The 18611-nt window shown below is 64.2% G+C and carries 16 protein-coding genes; 6 read left to right on the top strand and 10 right to left on the bottom strand.

Annotation, left to right across the window (positions count from 1 at the left end):
* The first annotated feature begins 195 nt into the window (after positions 1 to 195).
* The 4 genes from JCM7686_RS17990 (at position 196) to JCM7686_RS18010 (ending at position 5204) form a co-directional block, all read left to right on the top strand.
* Complete coding sequence (locus tag JCM7686_RS17990) at positions 196 to 714, top strand: RNA polymerase sigma factor (RefSeq protein WP_020952807.1); 519 nt, start codon at positions 196 to 198, stop codon at positions 712 to 714.
* Entirely contained in the window at positions 711 to 1571 is an 861-nt protein-coding gene (locus JCM7686_RS17995) for a FecR family protein (RefSeq protein ID WP_158442378.1), read from the top strand. The genes JCM7686_RS17990 and JCM7686_RS17995 overlap by 4 nt, the downstream gene beginning before the upstream one ends.
* A gap of 84 nt (positions 1572 to 1655) precedes the next feature.
* Positions 1656 to 4085: a TonB-dependent siderophore receptor gene (locus JCM7686_RS18000; protein WP_020952809.1), complete on the top strand. Its 2430-nt coding sequence runs from the start codon at positions 1656 to 1658 to the stop codon at positions 4083 to 4085.
* 234 nt (positions 4086 to 4319) lie between these two features.
* Positions 4320 to 5204 (top strand): aminotransferase-like domain-containing protein, encoded by an 885-nt coding sequence (locus JCM7686_RS18010; RefSeq protein ID WP_236635902.1) that lies wholly within the window; start codon positions 4320 to 4322, stop codon positions 5202 to 5204.
* Between the two features lie 17 nt (positions 5205 to 5221).
* Here JCM7686_RS18010 and JCM7686_RS18015 read toward each other — a convergent pair whose 3' ends face one another.
* Both JCM7686_RS18015 and JCM7686_RS18020 read right to left on the bottom strand, forming a co-directional pair.
* On the bottom strand, positions 5222 to 5626 hold the full coding sequence (locus JCM7686_RS18015; protein ID WP_020952811.1) for a PIN domain-containing protein: 405 nt from the start codon (positions 5624 to 5626) through the stop codon (positions 5222 to 5224).
* A complete protein-coding gene (locus tag JCM7686_RS18020; protein WP_020952812.1) occupies positions 5623 to 5862 on the bottom strand; it encodes a type II toxin-antitoxin system PrlF family antitoxin in 240 nt (79 codons plus the stop codon). The genes JCM7686_RS18015 and JCM7686_RS18020 overlap by 4 nt, the downstream gene beginning before the upstream one ends.
* Positions 5863 to 6296: 434 nt before the next feature.
* On the opposite strand from JCM7686_RS18020, the gene JCM7686_RS18025 reads away from it, so the two are divergent.
* Complete coding sequence (locus JCM7686_RS18025) at positions 6297 to 6818, top strand: carboxymuconolactone decarboxylase family protein (protein ID WP_020952813.1); 522 nt, start codon at positions 6297 to 6299, stop codon at positions 6816 to 6818.
* 38 nt (positions 6819 to 6856) lie between these two features.
* Here the strand turns inward: JCM7686_RS18025 and megL are convergent, their stop codons facing one another.
* Positions 6857 to 8059 (bottom strand): methionine gamma-lyase, encoded by a 1203-nt coding sequence (megL, locus tag JCM7686_RS18030; RefSeq protein ID WP_020952814.1) that lies wholly within the window; start codon positions 8057 to 8059, stop codon positions 6857 to 6859.
* Between the two features lie 363 nt (positions 8060 to 8422).
* Here megL and JCM7686_RS18035 point away from each other — a divergent pair, with 363 nt between their 5' ends.
* Positions 8423 to 10024: a phytoene desaturase family protein gene (locus JCM7686_RS18035; protein ID WP_041528121.1), complete on the top strand. Its 1602-nt coding sequence runs from the start codon at positions 8423 to 8425 to the stop codon at positions 10022 to 10024.
* Between the two features lie 37 nt (positions 10025 to 10061).
* Here JCM7686_RS18035 and JCM7686_RS18040 read toward each other — a convergent pair whose 3' ends face one another.
* The 7 genes from JCM7686_RS18040 to JCM7686_RS18070 all read right to left on the bottom strand — a co-directional run bounded on the left by JCM7686_RS18040 (position 10062) and on the right by JCM7686_RS18070 (position 18585).
* Positions 10062 to 10808 carry an IclR family transcriptional regulator gene (locus tag JCM7686_RS18040; protein WP_051201692.1) on the bottom strand — a complete coding sequence of 249 codons (747 nt, stop codon included), beginning with the start codon at positions 10806 to 10808 and terminating at the stop codon, positions 10062 to 10064.
* A gap of 89 nt (positions 10809 to 10897) precedes the next feature.
* Positions 10898 to 12505 carry a nickel ABC transporter ATP-binding protein NikE gene (gene nikE, locus JCM7686_RS18045; protein WP_020952817.1) on the bottom strand — a complete coding sequence of 536 codons (1608 nt, stop codon included), beginning with the start codon at positions 12503 to 12505 and terminating at the stop codon, positions 10898 to 10900.
* Positions 12502 to 13371, bottom strand: a complete 870-nt coding sequence (locus JCM7686_RS18050; protein WP_051201693.1) for an ABC transporter permease — start codon at positions 13369 to 13371, stop codon at positions 12502 to 12504. Before JCM7686_RS18050 ends, nikE begins: the two co-directional genes overlap by 4 nt.
* Positions 13361 to 14467: an ABC transporter permease gene (locus JCM7686_RS18055; RefSeq protein WP_020952819.1), complete on the bottom strand. Its 1107-nt coding sequence runs from the start codon at positions 14465 to 14467 to the stop codon at positions 13361 to 13363. Before JCM7686_RS18055 ends, JCM7686_RS18050 begins: the two co-directional genes overlap by 11 nt.
* Positions 14468 to 14533: 66 nt before the next feature.
* The gene (locus JCM7686_RS18060; RefSeq protein ID WP_020952820.1) at positions 14534 to 16120 is read right to left on the bottom strand and encodes an ABC transporter substrate-binding protein; all 1587 of its coding nucleotides are present in this window, start codon (positions 16118 to 16120) and stop codon (positions 14534 to 14536) included.
* A 140-nt stretch (positions 16121 to 16260) separates the two neighbouring features.
* Entirely contained in the window at positions 16261 to 17736 is a 1476-nt protein-coding gene (locus JCM7686_RS18065) for a GMC family oxidoreductase (protein ID WP_020952821.1), read from the bottom strand.
* Between the two features lie 12 nt (positions 17737 to 17748).
* Positions 17749 to 18585 carry an SDR family NAD(P)-dependent oxidoreductase gene (locus JCM7686_RS18070; protein WP_020952822.1) on the bottom strand — a complete coding sequence of 279 codons (837 nt, stop codon included), beginning with the start codon at positions 18583 to 18585 and terminating at the stop codon, positions 17749 to 17751.
* Positions 18586 to 18611 lie beyond the last annotated feature (26 nt).

Below are 18611 nucleotides of genomic sequence, written 5' to 3' on the forward strand. Positions count from 1 at the left end.
TGCCATCCGCATTGAAAAACTTGCAAGCAACGTGGCCTCTGGCTAGGTCGAGGGAACCCTCGCACGCCCGCCTCTGCGCGACGCCAGCTTCGGGCTTCTCCGTGAGGTCTTTATGCTTGGCTGCGTCAATCCCGCCCCATCATGCGTTCTGCCCTGCCCCGTGATCCGGCAAGGCCACGCGAGGTTTCTTTAACCATGACGGGCGCTCCGGATCTTGTCAGGCAGCTGCATCGCGGTGAAGGCTCGCGGCTCCTGCGCTTCTTCCGCCGGGGGCTCGCCTCGCCTCAGGATGCAGCCGATGCGGTGCAGGAAACCTTCCTGCGCATGCTGCGCGCGCCGCGCCCCGACGAGATCGCCGATCCTCAGGCCTATCTTTACGCGGTGGCGCGTTCGGTCGCGATCGAGGCCGGGCGCCGGACCCATCTCGAGCGCGCGATGATCGCCGATCTCCCCGATGCCGTGGACCAGATTGCCAGCGATGCCCCCGAGATCGAGCGCCGCATTGCCGCGAAACAGGAGCTGGTTCTGATGGCCCGCGCCATCCGGGGCCTGCCAAGGCGATGCCAGCAGGTCTTCATCCTCAGCCGGCTGCACGGCCAGTCGAATGGACAGATCGCCCTCAGCCTCGGGATCTCGCGCAATATGGTCGAAAAACACATCATGCGCGCGCTGCTGACCTGCCGCGCGCTCCGATGGGAGCTCGCGGGCGGATGAGCATTGACGAGGAAGCCGCTCTTTGGGTCGCGCGTCTGCAATCCTCGGATGCCACCAATGCCGACCGCGCGGCCTTTGCCAAATGGCAGGACTCCGATCCGCGCCATGCGGCGGCCTATGCGGAACTTCGCGCGCTTTGGGGCAATCTGGCCGAGATCCGGATCAAATCGCCGCGCAAGCGCCGGGTGCAGGCCACAGGCGCTGTTCTGGTCGTCGCTCTGGCTTTGCTGTTTGGGCCCGAGCTCGCCCTTCGCCTGCGCGCGGATGCCACGGCGCCGGTCGGGCAAGTGGTCCATATGACCCTGCCCGATGGCAGCCGTCTTGATCTCGACAGCGGCGCGGCGGTGGTCCTCGATTTTGACGGGCACAAGCGGCAGGTGCAAGTTCTGCGCGGCACGGTCTTTGCCGAGGTCGTCCCGGACACCCAGCGCCCATTTCTGATCCAGGCCGACGCGCTGACCGCAAAAGCTGTCGGGACGCGGTACGGCACCAGCGAAACCGGCGTGATCGTCACCGAAGGCACTGTCGAAGTCAGCACGACTGCCGAAACCCTGACCCTTCACGCCGGAGAGGCCGCCGATCTTGAGGACAACCACCTCAGCGCGCGGACCGCTGACGCCGATGCCGTGGCTTGGCGGGACGGGCAGTTGGTCTTTTCCAGCCGCCCTCTCTCGCAGGTCTTGGAGGTGCTCGCGCGCTATCGCCATGGTCGCATTCTGCTTTTGAACGATAGGGCGGCGGGCAGGCCCGTTTCCGGGGTCTTTGACCTCACCGACACGGATGCCGCCCTGACCGCCCTTGCGGATAGCCTCGGGTTAAGCGTCACACGCCTGCCGGGTCTGACGCTTTTGCGGTGAAAATTTTCGCTTCGGCGTCAGGAGGCCGCGTGGATCGCACTCTTTCTTATCAAGGGAATAAAAATCCGGGATAGGGACGACCAGATGAACCTCGCAAGACGAACGAGACTGATGCTGACCGGCGCGGCTTTGGGTTGCGCGTCACTGACGCCAATCACCACCGCTCCGGCTTGGGCGCAAACCGCGACGATCAATGTCCCTGCCGGGCCGCTTGAACCCGCGCTTCTCGCGCTTGGGCGGCAGGCCGGGCTGACGCTCGCCTACGACAGCAACCTGACAGCCGGGCGCCGGACCACGGGTGCGCAGGGTGCGCTTTCGCCCAGAGAGGCGTTGGCCAGCGTGCTGTCTGGCACCGGGCTTTCCTATGCTTTCACTGGCCCGCGCATGGTGCGCCTCTCGGCACCCGTCGCGGCGGTTCAGGCCGCATCTGACAATGCGATTACGCTTGATACGGTTTACCTGAGCCAGAACAACGGGGTGAGCGAGGAGAGCGGACTTTATGCCTATGATGCCCCGACAAGCTCGGCCACGGGGCTTGGTCTGACCATCCGCGAAACCCCGCAATCGGTCAGCGTCGTGACCAATCAGCGCATGGTCGATGCTGGCGACATCATCTTGAAGGACACGCTGAACCAAACGCCGGGCGTCAATACGGCCTCGCGCTGGGGCGATGCTCATTGGGGCTTTTACGCGCGCGGCAGCGAGATCTCGAACCTGCAATTCGACGGGCTCAGCCAGCCTGCGGCCTCTTGGGGACAAGAGAGTGCGCCCGATGATATGGTGATCTACGACCGGGTCGAGGTCGTGCGCGGCGCGACCGGCTTGATGGAAGGGCCGGGCAATCCTTCGGCCTCGATCAATCTCGTGCGCAAACGGCCCTTGGCCGAGGCCCGCAACAGCCTTGATCTGCGCGCCTCTGATTATGGCCGTGCCAGCGTGACCCTGGACAGCTCGCAACCGCTGAACGAAAGCGGCTCGGTGCGCGGGCGTGTCGTGGCCTATGGTCGGACCGGCGACACTTGGCGCGATGCTCAATCGCAGAAATCCGCGATGATTTACGGCGCGCTCGACATTGATCTGACCCCAACGACGACCTTGGGTTTTGGCCTCAGCCATCAGAAGGACCGGATCGATGGCTATGCTTGGGGCGGTTTGTGGGTGCGGCCCGATGGCGGGTCTTATGACTTCCGCCCAAGCGACAATTCGGCGGCGGCGTGGGAGTATCTGTCGCGGCGCCAGACCGTTGCCTCTGTCGATCTGACCCATCGCTTCGACAATGGCTGGAACCTGCGCCTCGGCGGTCGAATTGCCGATTCCGACCGCGAATGGCAGGCGAGCGCCGCCTCATGGCAGGATCCGACGCATCTGGTGCGCAGCGGCACCTCTTCCGACGGTGGCGAGCGGACCGCGACCTTCGGCGCGCGCGCCAATGGCACGGTCCAGCTGTTTGGCCGCGAGCATGAGCTTGCCTTCGGCGCGGACTGGGCGCGGCTGAAAACCCGGATCACCGATACCGGGGCTTACGAGCTCCCCATTGCGAACCCCTCGCGCCCCAATCCCTGGGAGCATCCGCGTCCCGGCAACAATGGTATCATCGGCTGGACCGCTTCGGACACCGCGACGCAATGGGGCGTTTTCGCCTCGGGCCGCGTCGCGCTGGCTGACAAGTGGCATCTGATCGCGGGCGGCAGGCTTGCGTGGTATGATTACAGCAACAAGATGGGCGATCCCGCCAGCACCTCCGGCTTCAGCACCAAGGCCGAGCCAATCCCTTATGTCGGGCTGGTTTACGACATCGCCCCCGATACGACGCTCTATGGCAGCTATACCGGGATTTTCCGCCCGCTGTCCGAGCGCAATCAGCAAGGCGCCCAGCTCTCGCCCGCGACCGGCTCGAATGCCGAGCTTGGCCTGAAGTCGAGCCTTCTGGATGACGGCCTGCTGGTCTCGGCTGCGCTCTTTCAGACCCGCATGGACGGGCTGCCGGAAGCCGTCGAGCCCTCGAGCCTGTGCGCACAGCCCGCAGTCGGCTGTTCCCGCGCGGCAGAAACCGTCACCACCCGCGGCCTCGATTTCGAGCTGAGCGGCGCGATCCGCGAAGGGTGGAACATCTCCTTCGGCTATACCTATGCCGATGCTGCCTATTCGAAAGGCGCGCGCGAGGGGCGGCGGTTCAATACGGTGACGGTGCCGCGCCATCTGATCAAGCTGAACACGACCTATGCGTTCAAGGATGGGCTGGAGGGGCTGACGGTCGGCGGCTCGATTCAGGCTCAAAGCGACACCTATTCCGAAGGCACCGCCGTCATGGGCAATCGCGTGCGGCAGAGCCAAGGCGGATATGCCGTGGTCGATGTCATGGCGCGCTATCAGCTGAATGGCGAAACCGCCGTGCAGCTGAACGTCGACAACCTCTTTGATCGTACCTATCTGACCGGGCTTGGCGTCGGCTGGCCGAACAGCTTCTACGGCCAGCCGAGGACGGTGTCGCTTTCGTTGCGCAAGACCTTCTGATTGGCACCCGCATTCGCGAAGCGCCGTCGGCACTTACCCGGCAGCCCTTGCGGCGGCCTTTCCGGTCGCGCCTGCTGGGTTTGAACCCGTGACGGCGGGCGCGTCGCGTAGGCGCAGGTTGTCCGAGGAGATCCTGCCCGACGGGGATCTCAAGATGCGTCAGGAGATCTGCCGCCATATCGCCAGGGCGGCACCTCTTCGCAGGCCGAGGATATCATCGTCACCGGTTCGGCCATTCAGGCCTATAACCAGTGCCTCGATGCGTTCACTCGCCCCGGCGGCGTGGTTCTGGTCGAGCAGCCCTCCTATTTCCCGATACTGGCCATCCTGCGCCGCCGCGCCCTGCAGGTGGTCGATATCCATTCGGACCCCGTGACCGGAATCGACTCCGGTGCTTTCCGCGCGCTTCTTGAGACCCACCCCATCCGCGTCGCCCTGCTGATGACCACCAATCACTTTCCGACCGGCGTCACCTATTCTCCCGCACAGATGGAAAAGCTGGTCAGCATCGCCGCCGCCCGAGACGTCATTATCGTCGAGAACGACATGTTCGGCGATCTGAGCTATGACGACGCCTCCCGCATCACGCTCAAGCATTTCGATGCCAGTGACAATGTCGTCCAGATCGGCAGCTTCGAATTCACCCTGCCCCCTGAATATGGCTATGGCTGGATCGCCTGCGGGCGCCACAAGCGCCAATTGCTGGTGACGCATTACATGAATGGTCACCGCCTGCGCGATGGCTTCATCCAACGCGGAATTGCCGATTATCTCGCCGGGCGCAGCTATGACCGCCTGCTGCGCAAGCTGAACCAAAAGCTAGGCGACCGGATGCGGCAGGGCATCGCGATCCTGTCGCAGCACCTGCCCGCCGATTGCCGCCCCCGTCAGCCAGCGGGCGGCTTCATGTGTTGGCTGGAGCTTCCGTCCTCGACCAACATGGCCCAGCTTTCGGGCGCGCTCTTCGAGGCAGGGATCAGCGTGCTGCCTGGACCCCTTTTTTCGCTTGGTGACCAAAAGGGAAATTACGCCGCGCTGAATTTTTCATTCCCGTGGACCGAGCAGAACCTGAACAAAATCGAGCAATTGGCCCGAATTATCACTCGGGGAGAGCCCTAAGGCACATCTCCCCCGGCCTACTGCGCCTCGGGCACCAGCATCATCCCGGCTTTCACAACGGCCTGCCGGTCAAAGCTGAAAATCGCCTCGCAGCCCTGATCCCGGGCGGCGAGCGCAATCATCTGATCGGAAAAACCCGCGCCGCCCTGACGGTAACGCTCTACGGCAAGCCCGACCCGGTCAGCCGCCTCGATCAGCAACTCCTGCGCAGCGAGCAGACCGTCGAGCGCCCCGGCAATATCCTGACGCGACAGGTGATAGGCCCGCTCCAAAACCCAGACGAGCTCGATCACGACCTCGCGGCACAGATAGCCCGGACGCTCTTCGCTCAGACCAGCAATCAGCGCCGCCGCCTGCGCGAATTGTTGCGGATCATCTTGCGTCAGAAAGCGCACAAGGACATTCGTATCCAGAGCAATCACGCGTCACGCGCGCCCGCTGCGATGGCCCGCTCCATCTCGTCCAGCGAGACCGGCCGCTGCCCCTCACGCCGCAACAGCCCCGCAAGATCCGCGACCGAGCGCGTCCGCATCAGCCGCACCTGCCCGTCATCCAAAATGACATAGCGCAGCCGATCGCCAGGCGCCAAAGCCAAGGCCTGCCGCACCGATTTGGGCAAGGTCGTCTGACCTTTGACCGTTATCGTCGATTCCGACATGGTATCACCAATGCGTTTTCTAAAACTCCCTTACATATAGCCATTCCAGCTTACCCTCACAAGCCCCCCACGACGCCGCGCCATTTGCCCGCGCAAGACCGGCCCGATCACGACCAAGCGTTGCGCTTTCTTCATCATCCAAATACCCAAAAACGCCGCAATCCCCGCTGATCTCAGCACTTTCTCGGCCACCAGTCTCCACCAATCTCAAGCGCAATTCGCCCAAGGGAAAACTTCGCCATCTTTCACGCGAATTTTGGAAATTTAATCCCCGTCTCTTCGGGGAATTCGGCTTGACCGGAGTGATCCCGGCGCGTCATTTGCATGGACCCGGATTGTGCCATTCGCCTGCTTTTACAGGGCCGGGAAGACCACAATTCCTGACATGATGACGCGCTGACCGGCGGTGAAGGGCCGGAGGAAGTAGAGAGAAGATGAGCCTGGTAGACCGCCTCGATCAATCCGGCCCGGTGACGGATCCTGAACTCGCCGGAATTGTTGCCCGTCTGAATGAGGCCGAGGGGCGCTTGACCAATATGAAGGCGACGCTTCTGCATTCGCTGCCCGCGCTCGAAGCATTCGAGGGCTGGAAAGCGGTGAAATCCGCCGTGCGCGATCTGGTCGGAGACCACGGTGTTGCGGTTTATTCTCACGCGATTTCAACGCGTTCTGGCTGCCTGTTGTGCTCTGCCTATTTCCGCCGTTTGCTCATCTCGGAAGGAATAGAGCCCGACGCTTGGGAGCCTTTGGGCGATGATGCTTTGCTCGTCGATCTCGGCGCGGTGATTGCCGAAGCGGGGCGGATCAATGCCGATCTCGCGGCCAGATTGCGCGCGCGTTTCGATCAGGCCGCGATTGTCAATCTGACCGCCTATGGCGCGACGATGCTCGCGACCAATGCGTTCAATACCGCCCTTGGCGTGGCGGTTGATGATTATCTTCAGCCTTATCAATAAGAAAAAGCGGGGCATCCATTGCCCCGCCGTTTCGCGCCTTAAAGGCTATCCAAAGCGCGCTCGAGATCGTCGAGAATATCATCGACATTTTCCAGCCCGACCGACAGCCGCAAAAGCCCATCCGAAATCCCATGCTTTTCGCGCTCTTCCGCGCTGTAAATCGCATGGGTCATCGAGGCCGGATGCTGGATCAGAGTTTCCGCATCGCCAAGGCTGACCGCGCGGGTTACCAGCTCCAGCCGGTTCATCAGCGCCATGCCTTCGGCCATCCCCCCGTCGAGCTCGAACGAGATCAGCCCGCCAAAGCCCGACATCTGCCGCTTGGCGATCTCATGCTCGGCGAAGCTTTCGAGCCCCGGATAAGAGACCGACGCGACCTTGGCGTGGCCTTCAAGCAGCCGCGCAACCTTCATCGCCGACGACGAATGACGCTCGACCCGCAGTTCCAGCGTCTTCAGCCCGCGCAAAAGCAGGAAGCAGTTGAAGGGCGACAGCGTCGCGCCCGTCACCCAGCGCAGCCCGGTCTGACGGACCTTTTGCAGCGTCTCGGCGCGGCCAACGACCAGACCGGCCAGCACATCACCATGCCCGCCGATATATTTCGTCGCCGAATGCAGCACGATATCCGCGCCATGTTCGAGCGGGCGCTGCAGGATCGGCGTGGCGAAGGTGTTGTCAACGACGACCTCGGCGCCATGGGCATGGGCGATCGCAGCAACCGCGGCAATGTCGATCACCCGCAGGTTCGGGTTCGCGGGGGTCTCGAAATAGACGAGCTTCGTCTTCGGGCCAAGCGCCGCTTCCAATGTCTCGGGCCGGGTGAAATCGGCCAGTTTCACCGAGATCCCCCAACGCGGCAGCGCCTGCGTGAAATAGGCATAGGCATTGCCGTAGAGCGTATGGTCGATCACGACCTCGTCGCCCGCATCCAGAAGCGAGAGCATCGTGCCCGAAATCGCGGCCATGCCCGAGCCCAAAGCAATCGCGGTCTCGCCGCCCTCAAGGCTCGCGATGCGCTCTTCGAGAATGGTCTGGGTCGGGTTCTTGGTCCGCCCGTAGATATAGCCCTTACGCTCACCCCGGAAGAGCTCGGAGCCCTGCTCGGCCGTCTCGAAAGCATAGGTCGAGGTCATGTAGATCGGCGGCGTCAGCGCGCCGTTTTCGGTCGCGGGATCATAGCCCAGATGGATCGCGCGGGTCGAAAGGCCGGGCTGGCGGTTGCGGCGGGAGGTCTCGGTCATCTTATCCTCGATCGGCTTTGGCAGGCGGGCGCGACATGCGCGGGCAAGCCTTTGAATCTGTGTCATTTCGCCCCGTCGGGCGGGCCGCCTACCTAGAATGGCCCCATCAGGTCCACCGGGCAGTTGGCGGCGAATTTCCTGAGCAATGCCTAGCATTCTCGGGCAAAAAGTGTCAATAAAAGGAACTGAATATCATTATTAGGAACAAATTTTCTCGCGTTCCGGGAGGTGGCAGGGGTGATCTGCCACCCGAGCCCGCCACAAGAGAAGAATCACGAAAGATCCGACGGAAGCGATTCGCCGTGATCGATCCGAATGAAGGCAAAGGACCGCCCTGATCGCGGGCGGCGATTGGATGAACCCATGACGACTTATGATGCCGTGATCATCGGCGGCGGCCATAACGGCCTTGTCTGCGGCGCCTATCTGGCGAAGGCGGGCCAAAAGGTGCTGGTGCTCGAACGCCGCGCGCTGATCGGGGGCGCCTGCGTGACCGAGGAGCTTTGGCCGGGCTATCACGTCTCGACCGCCTCGCATATGCTGGGGATGATGCAGCCGCGCGTGGTCGTGGATCTCGAGCTTGAAAAATTCGGCTATGGCGCGATTGCGACGCCGCCGGGCGTGCATCTGATCGAGGGGGTCGGTCCGGTCGTGTTGTGGCAGGATGCGGCGAAACTACAGGCCGAATTCGCGCGATTCTCCAAGCGCGACGCCGAGAATTATCCGAAGTTTCAGGCCCATCTCGCCAAGGTCGCGCCGCATTTCCAACGGCTTTTGTGGCAAGTTCCGCCCGATCCGGCCAAGCCCGGATTGCGGTCCCTGGTGGGGCTGGCGCGCACCGCGCTTGCCAATCGCGGGCTGCTTCCGGCCTTCCATGATGTGACCGATCTCATCACCATGTCGGCCTGGGATTATCTCGCGCGCTGGTTCGAAAGCCCCGAGGTTCTGGCGATCCTTGGCTATTATCCGGCGGCGGCGGCGGGGCAATCGAACTCGATCCATGATCCGGGCACGGCTTATTTCCTGCTGCGCAACCACCTGCGCGAGCCGGGTTTCGGCCCCGCGGGCGGCACGGGGCTCGCGCGCGGCGGCATGGGCTCGGTCACGCAGGCGATCGCGGCCTCGGGGCGACGCTATGGCCTTGAAATCCGCGAGAATGCCGAGGTCGAGGAGGTGCTGATCGAAGGCGCGCGCGCCAGTGGTGTGCGGCTGATCGGCGGCGAGATCATTCGCGCCCGCAGCGTGATCTCGAATGCCGCGACCCAGCATCTTTTCGGCGATCTCGTGCCCGAAAGCGCCGCGCCCGAGCCCTTCCGGCGCGAGGTGACGGCGATCCACAGCCAATCCACCGCCTTCAAGATCCATCTCGCCGTCGATACCCCGCCCCCCTTCACCGGGCTGCGCGAGGCGGGCTATCCCCATGACGCGCCGGTGCAGGTCACGCTGGCACCCAGCCTCGACTATATCGAGCGCGCCTATCACGAGATGAAGCTCGGCGAGCTGTCGTCGCGCCCCTATATGACCGTGCAATGTCCGACGCTGATCGACCCGTCGCTCGCGCCCAAGGGCAAACATCTGCTCTCGCTTTACGGCGGCCATGTCCCGCCTGCGGCCAAGGGCGAGCGGCGTGGCGAGAACTTCCGCGAAGCGCTGTTTCAGCGCGTGCTCGACACGATTTCCGCCCATGCGCCGGGCTGGGATCGGGTCTGGCATCACCGCCAGATCCTGCTCGCAGAGGATTACGAAGAGATCTTTCGCCTGCCCGGCGGCAGCCCCCATCACGGCGATCTGACGCCGGATCAGCTGTTCTTCCGCCGTCCGATCCGGGGCTTTGCCGATTACCGCACCCCGGTGGCGGGGCTCTATCTGTGCGGGGCGTCCGCCCATCCCGGCGGCGGGGTCACCGGCGTTCCGGGCTATAATGCGGCGCGGGTCGTCGGGCGCGATCTCGGTGCGCGGCTGTGATTTTTGGGGCGGACTGAGACGGCCCGCCCGTCAGCCTTCAGGCGGGAAAGCCCAGATCGGTCTCGATCAGCGAGACCGCGCGGGCCAAGGCGTCGTGATAGCGCTCGGGGTCGGACAGGCTCATGCGCTCGACCGGACCGGCGACGCCGACCGCGCCGATGACCTTGTTCGAGGGCGTCTTGATCGCGCGCGCAAACGAGGTCACGCCGAGGCGATATTCGCCGCTGGTCGTCGCATAGCCGCGCGCCCGGACATCGGCCAATTGCGCCTGCAATTCGGGCAGCGAGCCCACGGTGTTTTCGGTGAATTTCTGGATCATTTCGCCGACGCCCAAAAGCTCCTCATGCGGCAGCCAGGCCAGCATCGCCTTGCCAGAGCTGGTGCAGAAGGCCGGTTCGCGCTCGCCATTCGAGACATAGGTCCGCACCGCATGGGGCCCGTCGACCTTGTCGATGTAAAGCACCTGCCCCTGATCGAAGACCGACAGATGCGCGGTCTCTTCGGTGTCTTGCGACAGCTGCGCCAGATGGCGGCCCGCGACCGTCGGCAGGCTCAGCCGGTCATAGACCCGCCGCCCCATTTCCCATTGCCGCAAGGTCGGGCGATAGGTGCGCGTGGCCGCGTCGCGGGTGACATAGCCGCAGGCTTCAAGCGTCTGCAAAAGCCGGTGCGCATTGCTTTTCGAGATACCGCATTCATTGGCCAAAGCCGTGAGATTACAAAGCTCTGGGTTCTGCGCCATCGCTTCCAAGACGCGCAGACCTTTGACGACCGTTGTTTCCACCCTTTGCCTCATCCTCGTTCGGTAATTCCACTATATGGAACTATTTTCAGGATTTTGGCAAGGCCTCCGGCGCGTTTTCCGGCCTTTTCTCAGGCCACTTTCAGGTCCATTCGAAGCGCCAAACGCTGGTCCAGCCAACCGGGATCAAGCGTCGGCACCGAGGCGATCAGCTTGCGGGTGTAATCCTCTTTCGGCGCGCCCAAAATCTTGGCGGTGGCGCCGGATTCCACGATTCGGCCGTGGCGCATCACCACCACCTCGTCGGCAATCGCCCGCACCGTCGCGAGGTCATGGGTGATGAAAAGGATCGAGAGATCGCGCTCGGCCTGCACCCGGGCAAGCAGGCGCAGGATATCGCCCTGCACGACCTGATCGAGCGCCGAAGTCACCTCGTCGCAGATGAGCAATTTCGGATCGGCCAGCAAGGCGCGCGCCAACGCGACGCGCTGCTTTTGCCCGCCGGACAGCTCTCCGGGGAAGCGGTCGGCCAAGGCGGGGTCGAGTTCCATCGAGCGCAGGATCTCGTCGATCCGCGCCTTCAGGGCGGCCCCCTTCAAGCCAAGGAAATGCCGCGCCGGATGGCCCAGCAATTCGCTGACCCTTTGGCGCGGGTTCAGCGAGGTATCGGGCGATTGATGGACCAGTTGCACATCGCGCAACTGCGCCAGACTGCGGCGGTCGAGCTTGGGCGGCAGCGCCGCATCGTCGAGCGTGATCTGGCCCTGTCGCGCGGGCAAAAGCCCCGCGATCACCCGCGCCAAGGTCGATTTCCCCGAGCCGCTTTCGCCGACAATCGCCACCGTCCGCCCTTGCCCCAGCGAGAGCGCGACATCGGAAATCACGTCACCGCCACCGGGATAGCCCGCCGTGACGCGCTCGATATTCAGCCGCGCCGGGGTCGCGGGACGAACCGGCGCATCCATCTCGCGGATGGTCCAAAGCGTGCGGGTATAGGGGTCTTTCGGCGCGTCGAGGATCTGGCGCACCGTGCCTTCCTCAAGGATCCGCCCCTGCCGCATGATCGCCAGCCGATCCGAGACCTGCGCGACCACCGCCAGATCATGGCTGATGAACAAGGCCGCCGTGCCGCGCTCGCGCACCACACGGCGCAAAGCGGCCAGAACCTCGACCTGCGTCGTGACATCCAGCGCGGTCGTCGGCTCGTCAAAGACGATCAGATCAGGCTCGCAGATCATCGCCATCGCGGTCATCACACGCTGCAACTGCCCGCCCGAAACCTCATGCGGATAAGAGCCCGCGATGCGCGCCGGATCGGGCAGGCCGAGCTCGGCAAAAAGCGCGAGCGCGCGGGCTTGCGCCGCCTCGCGCGACAGATGGCCATGACGCAGCGCGGTCTCGACGGTCTGGTCGATCAGGCGGAACCCGGGGTTGAAAGCAGCGGCGGCGCTTTGCGCGACATAGGCGATGCGGTCGCCCTGCAAGGCGCGCAGCCGGGCGGGCGGCAGCGCGCGCAGGTCGTGACCTGCAAAGCCGATCTCGCCGCTCGCGATCCGGCAGCCCGGTCGCGCGTGGCCCATCGCCGCGAGCCCCAAGGTCGATTTGCCAGAGCCGCTTTCGCCGACCAGCCCCAGCACCTCGCCCTTGGCAAGCGCCAGCGAGACGCCGTCGAGAATGGCGGTCTCTTGCCCGCGCGCGCCAGCCGTCACGCGCAGATCGCGCAGATGAAGCAGCGTCATCGCGAGCCTCCGGCGCGGTTTTCCAGCCAGCCGTCGGCGACGTAATTCACCGCCAGCGTCAGCACGGCGATGCAGATCGCGGGCAGGATCGGGGTGATCTGGCCGCGGCTGATGAGCGAGGCGTTTTCGCGCACCATCGAGCCCCAGTCAGCGGTCGGCGGTTGCAGACCGACGCCCAAAAACGAGAGCCCCGAGATCGCCAGAAAGACGAAGCAAAAGCGCAGCCCGAATTCCGCGACCACCGTCGGCAGGATATTCGGCAGGATCTCGCGCGTCATGATCCGCAAGCCGCTGTCACCGCGCAGGCGTGCGACCTCGATGAAGTCCATCACCGCGACATCGCGGGCCGAGGCGCGCGCGACGCGAAAGACCTTGGCGCTGTCGAGAAGCGCAAGGATCAGCACCAGATTGACCGCCGAAGCGCCAAAGACGGTGAGCAGGAGCAGCGAGAAAATCAGGCTCGGCATCGACAAAAGGATGTCGGCCAGCCGCGAGATCAGCTGATCGCGCCAACCGCTGCGCAGGGCGCTGTAGATCCCCGCCGCCATGCCGACCGCAAAGGCCAGAGCGGTTGTCGCCAGCGCGATCCCGATCGTATTGCGTGCGCCATAGATCAGCCGTGACAGAAGGTCTCGGCCCAGTTGATCGGTGCCAAGATAGGTCGGCGCGGCCCAAGCCTGATAGGGCCGCCCAACGATCTGCGCCTCGCCAAAGGGCGCGATCAGCGGCGCGAAAATCGCGACCAGCGCATAAAGCGCGATGATGGCCAGCCCGATCTGGGCGCTGAGGCCAAGTCCGGCAATCGCTTGAAGAGCGGCCGAACGGCGGCGCGGCAGCGCCTTGGCGGGATGGAGTTCAGCGGGCATGGAGTTGACGCGGATTGGCAAGGATCGCGATCACATCGGCGATCAGATTGAAGAGGATATAGGTCGCGGCAAAGATCAAAGCGCAGGCCTGCACCACCGGAATATCGCGCTGCTTGACCGCATCGACCATCAGCTGGCCAATGCCGGGATAGACGAAAACCACCTCGACCATGACGACGCCCGCGATCAGATAGGCCAAGTTCAGCGCAACCACGGTCGCGACCGGCCCCCAAGCGTTGCGAAGCGCGTGCCGCCCGACGATGCGGGTCGGCGCAAGGCCCTTCAACCGCGCCATCTCGACCCATTGCGACGACAAAAGCGAGATCAGAACCGCCCGCGTCATCCGCATCATATGAGCGATAATCACCAGCCCCAGCACGGTCGCCGGCAGCGAGATCTTCCACATATGCTCCCAAAATCCGGTGCGCTCATTGACCGAGGCGAGGATGGGGAAACGCGGGATCGCTTCCAGCCCGGTTTGCGTCGCCTGACTGAGCCAGCCGGGCAAAAGCTGGGCGAGCTCCGAATGCAGGAAAATATCCTTCGAAATGACCAGATAGGTCAGCAGATAGGCCAGGAAGAACTCGGGGAAAGAGATGGTGATCAGCGTGAGCGCGCTGATGGTGCGGTCAAACAGGCTGCCCCGCCACAAGGCGCAAAGGACGCCCAGCCCAATCGCCAAAGGCACCGCGATGCTGGCCGCGACGGTCGCAAGGATCAGCGTATTCTTCAGGCGTGGCGCGATCATCGCCGTCACCGGGCGCGGCCGGTTCGGTTTTGACGACAACGACAGGCCGAAATCGCCTTGGACCACGCCGCCGATCCACGCCCCGTAGCGCGTCGCCAGCGGCTGATCGAGGCCCAACTGATGTTCAAGGATCGCGACCTGCTCGGGCGTTGCGGAACGGCCAAGCGAGCTGCGCGCGAAATCGCCTGGCAAAGCCTCGATGGCGGCAAAGATCACGATGGAAATGATCCAGAGCGTGAACAGCCCCAGTGCCAGCCGGAATCCGATAATGCGCGCCAGCCGCGCCAGGATCGGACGCCGCGTGACAATTGGGCTCGGGCCGGAAAGGTGGGTTTCGCTATGTGACATCGACCGGGTTTGGACCAAAGGCAAAGGCCGGGGCAGTCTGGCCGCCCCGGCGAGGATTTCAGCGGATCAGGCCTCTTCGACCCACCAGCGCGAGATGAAGTGCCAGCCGTCGAGCTCATAGGCGGTCGAAAGCGCCTCGCCGTGCTTGATGCGGGTGCTGCGCGCCCAGACGTTGTTCGGGATCAGCGGCGTGATCGAGCCGCCCTCGTCATGGACGATCTGCTGCATCTCGCCATACATCTCGGCGCGCTTGGCCTCGTCGAGCTCGGCGCGGGCCTCGACCAGCAGCTTTTCAAAGCGCTCGTTGTTGAAATGGCTGTCGTTCCACGGCGCGTCCTTCTGGAAGGCGACCGAGAAGAACATGTCTTCGGTCGGGCGTCCGCCCCAGTCGGTGGTGATGAAGGGCTTTTTCAGCCAGACATCGGACCAATAGCTGTCAGCGGGCTCGTTGACGACATTCACATTGATGCCGACCTGGGCGAGATTGGCCTGATAAAGCGCCGCCGCATCGACCGCGGTCGAGAAGGTCGCGACCGAGGTCGAGAGATCCAGCGCCGCGCCGTCATAGCCCGATTTCTTCAGGTGGAACTTCGCCTTGTCGGGGTCGTGCTGGCGCTGCGGGATATTGGGGTTGTAATAGCGGTAAGCCGGGGTAATCGGCTGGTCATTGCCAACGATGCCATGGCCGTTCAGCGCGACATCGAGCAGCGCCTCGCGATCGACCGCATATTTCAGCGCCAGCCGGAAATCCTGATCCGAATAGGGCGCAACATCGGTGAAGACGGTGAAGCCGTAGAAGCGGAAGCCCGGAGCCTCCTCAACCTTCAGCTCGGGATTGGCGGTGATGATGTCGAGCGCGCGGGTGTCGGGGCGGTCGATCACATCGACTTCGCCCGCGAGCAGCGCATTCTGGCGCGCGGTCGGATCGGCGATGGTCAGGATCTCGGCGCGGTCAAGGAAGCCGACATTGCTGTTCCAGTAATTGTCGGCACGCTCGACCACAGCGCGGATGCCCGGATCATATTCGGTCAGGCGGTAAGGCCCGGCGCGGCGGCCGTCATCTTCCCAATCAATCGCGCCATCGGCATCGGCCTGACCGATGCAAAGCTGGTAATCATTGAGCAGGAAGGGGAAATCGGCATCGCCCGAATTCAGCGTAAAGACCACGACCTTGTCGCCATCCGCAGCAATATCCTTGATATTGCTGACGGTTTCCTTCGCGACCGAAGTCGTGTCCGGCGTGCGGTGGAAGTTGATCGAGGCGATGACGTCAGCGGGCGTCACCTTCTTGCCGTTGTGGAACTCGGCGTCGCGCAGGGTGATCTTCCACTTGGTCGCGCCTTCCGAGCCTTCCCAGCTTTCGGCGAGATTGCCTTCCAGCTTGTTGTCCGGCACGACCGTCGTCAGGCGGGCATGGATCGTATAGGACAGGAGGATCCCCAGACCATGCGAATAGGTGCCCGGCACGGTCGAATCCGAGGTCGAGCCATGCGAGATCCCCGCGACGATCGAGCCCCCGCGTTTCGGACCAGCCGCCAAAGCCCCTTTGGGCAGCCAGAGCCCGCCCGCCGTCAGCCCAAGCCCCAGCGCCGCCGCGCCTTGCATCAGACCGCGCCGGGACAGGGTCAGGTCCGTCTTTCTCTCAGTCGTCATGAAAGTCTCCGCTGATCGCGAAGGCGGTTCCGATAACCGCCGTGTTGTTGCGTTAATTGGAACTATATTCCAAAAAACGGCACAAAATGAAGCAAAAACGGGAGAAAGACATCCCAAATATCACGACCAAAGCAGTCGTTTTATTCTGCCAAAAGCTCTGCCGCCTTCATTCCGATCAACATCACGGTTGCGGCGATGTTCACGCTGACCATCGTCGGCATGACCGAGGCATCCGCGACGCGCAGATTCGCGCAGCCCCGAACGCGCAGCTTGGAATCGACCACCGCAAGCGGATCGGAGCCCGCGCCCATCTTGGCCGTGCCCGCCGGGTGATAGCCGGTCAACGCGGTCTCGCGCGCGAAGGCGCCAAGGGTCGCGTCGTCGGTCGCATCTGCTCCCGGCGCCAGTTCCTCGGCGCGCCAGCCGTCAAAGGCGGGCGCTGCAAAGACGCGGCGGACCAGACGCAGCCCCTCGGTCATCACGCGCAGGTCATAGCCGTCGGGGTCCGAGAAGAAATCGGTCTCGATCCGCAAAGGTGCCGCCACATCCGCCGCCGTCAGCCGCACGCTGCCCTCGGATCGGGCGCGGTTCACGCTGAGATAGGCGGTGAAGCCGTCCTCGGCGGTCGGATAGCCCGCTTGCAGGGTCTGGCGGTCGTAAAGCTCGGGGCCGAATTGGATCTCGATATCGGGCCAATCGCCGGGATCGGCGACATTGGCGAAAAGGACGCCGATGTAATTCCAGAAGGCATCGCGGCCGGTCGGACGCGTGGCGCGCAGGTTCAAGGCCGCCGCCGGATGGTCGAGCAAATGCCGCCCGACGCCCGGCAGATCGACGCGGGGGGCGATGCCCAAAGCGGCGAGCTCCTCCGCCGGGCCAATGCCGGACAGAAGCAGCAGCCGCGCGGTGTCGATGGCGCCCGCCGACAGGATCACCTCGGCGCGGGCGGTGAACGCGCCGCGATTGGTCTCGACCGCTTCGATGCGGTGATCGGCATCAAGGCGCAGGCGCGAGACCTCGGTTTCGGTCAGGACATGCAGGTTCGCGGGCAAGGGGCCGCGCAGGAAGGCCGCCGCCGAGGATTGCCGCGCCGCACCGGTCTTGGAGAAACGATAGCGCCCGATGCCCTCGCGCATCTCGGTGGCGAAGTCGATCTCGTCAAAGCCGCTTTCGCGCACCGCCTCCCACATCACGCGATGGCCGGGCGCGTCGGGCGCCTCGCTTTCAATGGCAATGCGCGCTTCGAGCGCCTCGAACAGCCGCGTGGCCTCCTCCGGGCCCCAGCCCTCCGCGCCCTTGGCCTCCCATTCGGCGAAGTCGCGGGCGGGCGGGCGGAACCAGATGCAGGTGTTGCGCGAGGTCGAGCCGCCAAGGACGCGGCTCGTCGGCATCAGAAAGCGCGCGCGCTGGCCTTCGGGCAGCACCACCGGCAGGTTGCGGGCAATCGCGGTCTCACCAAGCTCGGAAAACCGCGCGAGGTCATGGATCGCGGGCAGATCATCGACCGGCCCGGCCTCCAGCAGCGCGACCGTGCCGCTGATCTTTTCGGCGAGAACGCGGGCAAGCACCGCGCCCGCACCGCCGCCGCCAATGACGATATAGTCGTAGCTTTGCATGTTCGGCCCCCGTTACGCGGTCGCGCCGGGGATCAGCCCGGCTTTCAGCTTGCGGCCAAAGCCGGTCGGCTGGGCGGTCGAGGCCGTCAGCCCGCCATCCGCCACGAGCTGCGCGCCGGTGATGAACGAGGACTGATCCGAGGCGAGAAACAGGATCGCATCGGCCAATTCCTCCGCCGTGCCGATGCGGCCAAGGGCGGTGGCATTGTTGTATTCGGCAAGCTCCTCGGCGCTGATCGTGGCCAGCATCCGCTCGGATGCGACCGGGCCGGGGCAAATTGCATTGACGCGGATGCCGTAGCGGCCTTCCTCCCAAGCCAGCGATTGCGTCAGCGAGATGATCGCGGCCTTCGACGCATTATAGGCCGCCCATTCGGGATCGCCGCGCAGCCCCGAGATCGAGGACATCGTCACGATCGAGCCCTTGCCCGCCGCGCGCATCGCCGGAATGACCGCCCGCGCCGCGACCAGCGTCGAGCGCACATTGAGCCGGTAAAGCCGGTCCCAGGTCGCGAGATCGATCTCGGAGATCAGCCCGGCGGCCGAACCGCCCGCGATATTGACCAGAGCATCGACCCGGCCCCCGGCGAGGATGATCGCATGGGTGATCGCCGCGGTCAGCTCGTCCTCGTCCATGACATCGGCGCGCAGCGCGGTCACGTCATGGCCCTCGGCGCGCAGGCTTTCGGCCAAAGCCTCAGCCTCGGCGAGCTTCACATCCAGCGCGAAAACCTTGGCGCCTTCGCGGGCGAGCTGGCGGGTCGCGGCCGCGCCCATGCCATCCGCGCCACCAGAGACGATGACGCTTTGGCCTTCAAAGCGGCGGCCTTCAAAGCGGGTCTGTGTCATGCGCTGTCCTTTCAGGATCGGCTTGG

It is taken from the genome of Paracoccus aminophilus JCM 7686, assembly GCF_000444995.1.
Lineage (GTDB): Bacteria > Pseudomonadota > Alphaproteobacteria > Rhodobacterales > Rhodobacteraceae > Paracoccus > Paracoccus aminophilus.